Consider the following 2,392-nt stretch of genomic DNA (forward strand, 5'->3'; position numbering starts at 1 on the left):
TCCCAGGGCATGATCGAGACGGCGCGGACGAACGCGACCCGCGTCGCCGACAGCCTCGAGCCGTCCATCGAGGCGGGGCGGGACGTGGTCGTCATCGAACCCTCGGATCTGGCGGCGTTTCGCCGCGAGTACGAGCGGTTGCTGCCCGCCGATCGCGCCGAGAACCTCGCGGAGAACAGCTACGAGATCATGGAGTACGTCTACGGCCTGCTGGGGAACGGCGCGGACACGGCCGTCCTCGAGGGCGGCGCCGACGTCGCTTACCACAGCCACTGCCAACAGCGAACGCTCGGGGCGGACGCGTACACGGAGGAAGTCCTCTCGAAACTGGACTACGACGTCGTGACCTCGGACGTGGAGTGTTGTGGGATGGCCGGCTCGTTCGGCTACAAGTCGGAGTACTACGAGCTCAGCATGGAGGTCGGCGACACCCTGCGCGAGCAGTTCGAGGGGGAAACCGATCGCACGCTGGTCGCCAGCGGCGCGTCCTGTCACGAACAGCTGGGATCGCTGTTCCCGCGCGAGTCCGTTCACCCGATCGAACTCGTCGCGCCGCGGTAGCCGGCGCACCCCCACTTCTCGCTCGAGTGATCGGTTTCGACGTTCATCATGTTTAAGAGCGAATACCCTGTCTATCGGGTATGAGTCTGGTCGAGGAGATCGAAGGCGCGAGAATTATCACCGACCGTATCGCGAACGTCCACCCTGACGAGCACGTGCTGATCGTCGGCGACTGGCGGTCGGACGAGGTCACCGAACGACTCGCTGCGGCCGTCCACACGCTCGACGCCGAGGCGTCGGTCGCGCTCATGGCGCCGCGGGAGTACGACGGGAACGAACCCCCCGAGACGGTCGCCGCCGCGATGGGCGAGGCGGACGTGATACTCCTCGTTCCGACCAGGGCGATCGCCCACAGCGTGGCGGCCAATCGCGCGCTCGAGGAAGGGGCCCGGGTCGTCGCGATGGGGAAGCTCTCCCTCGAGAAACTACGCGCGGACGGACTGCGGGTCGACTTCGAGGAACTGGCGCCGAAAGTGAGGGAGATGGGCGACCTGTTCTCGTCGGCCGAGACGGCCCGGCTGACAGCGCCGAACGGGACCGACGTGACCTTCGCGCTCGGCGGTCGCGAGGGGAACGGCCTGACCTGCACCGTCGCGGAACCGGGCGATTTCACGGTCGCCTACTGCGCCGAGGCGAACGTCACGCCGGTCGCTGAGGGGACGAACGGCCGGATCGTCTTCGACGGGTCGATCCCGAATCTCGGCATCGGTATGCTCGAGGACGACATCGCGGTCGAGATCGAAGACGGGAGCGTGACGAGTATCGACGGCGGGCAGGAAGCGCGAACGGTTGAGCGGATCTGGGGCGAGTACGACGATCCGGCGGTGCGCCAGGCCGCCGAACTCGCCGTGGGGATGAACCCGCAGTGTACCGAACTCGACGGCGGCTTCATCAACGACCACGGCGTGTACGGGACCGTCCACGTCGGGTTCGGGACGAGCAGTAACCTCGGGGGCGAGACCCGGACGCCGCTGCACTTCGACATCACCCTCCAGTCGGCCACCCTCGAACTCGACAGCGAGACGGTGCTCGAGGACCGCGAGTTCAGGATTCCCGCCTTCCCCGAGCAGTAATTTCGTCGGCTCCGTGTTCGCAATCGCGCCGGTGTCCGGCGTAAGGCGCTAGTACCCCAGTTCGAACCACCAGTTGACGGCGTAGCAGACGAGAACGACGGCACACAGGAGTCCGATGAACCCGAACGAGACGGTCCAGTCGAATCTGTCGGCGAAGAACCCGACGGTCACCGACCCCGACGACCCGAGGATCATGTACACCGTTCGGACGAGGCCGAACCCGGTCCCTTCCTCGTCTTCCGACAGGTAATCCAGGATCCGCGACTGGACTACGATCACGCCGCACGTGCCGACGCCGATGAGGAAGACGGCGACGAGCACGATCCAGAGTCGGTCGACGAGGAGGAACAGCGAGCCGAGACCGGCGAACACCATACAGCCCGCGATCGTTCCGTCCCGCCCGTACCGATCGGAGACGTTGCCGACGACGATGCCGCCGACGGCGAGGACGAGAAAAAATCCCGAAAAGAGGTAGCCCGCTCTCGCGGTCGAATAACCGTGGTACTCGACGAAAAACGTCGGCAGGAACGAGAACAGTCCCTGGGTGATGAATTCGGTCACGACACCCAACAGAACGGTGAACCGAATCGCCTTCCGGGAGAGCAACTCCCGCAGGAGGTCAGGCCGGAACTCATCGCGAAACGAGACGTCGGGCGTCGTCGGTTCGGTCGGCCGAACCCGCAGAGCGAATGCCGCGAATACCAGCGCGCCGATCGCGGCGACCGGTACGAGCGCGGCCCGCCAGCCGTGTCTGAGCG

General features: G+C 65.8%; 3 protein-coding genes. 2 read left to right on the forward strand and 1 reads right to left on the reverse strand.

Annotation, left to right across the window (positions count from 1 at the left end; all coding sequences use genetic code 11):
- A partial coding sequence (locus PGX04_RS19605) for a (Fe-S)-binding protein (RefSeq protein ID WP_273740052.1) occupies positions 1-561 on the forward strand: 561 nt, incomplete at its 5' end.
- An 80-nt stretch (positions 562-641) separates the two neighbouring features.
- Complete coding sequence (locus tag PGX04_RS19610; RefSeq protein ID WP_273740053.1) at positions 642-1,634, forward strand: aminopeptidase; 993 nt, start codon at positions 642-644, stop codon at positions 1,632-1,634.
- 48 nt (positions 1,635-1,682) lie between these two features.
- On the opposite strand, the gene PGX04_RS19615 is transcribed toward PGX04_RS19610, so the two are convergent.
- On the reverse strand, positions 1,683-2,392 hold a 710-nt coding region (locus tag PGX04_RS19615), incomplete at its 5' end, for an MFS transporter (RefSeq protein ID WP_273740054.1).

The organism is Natrinema soli, from assembly GCF_028618695.1.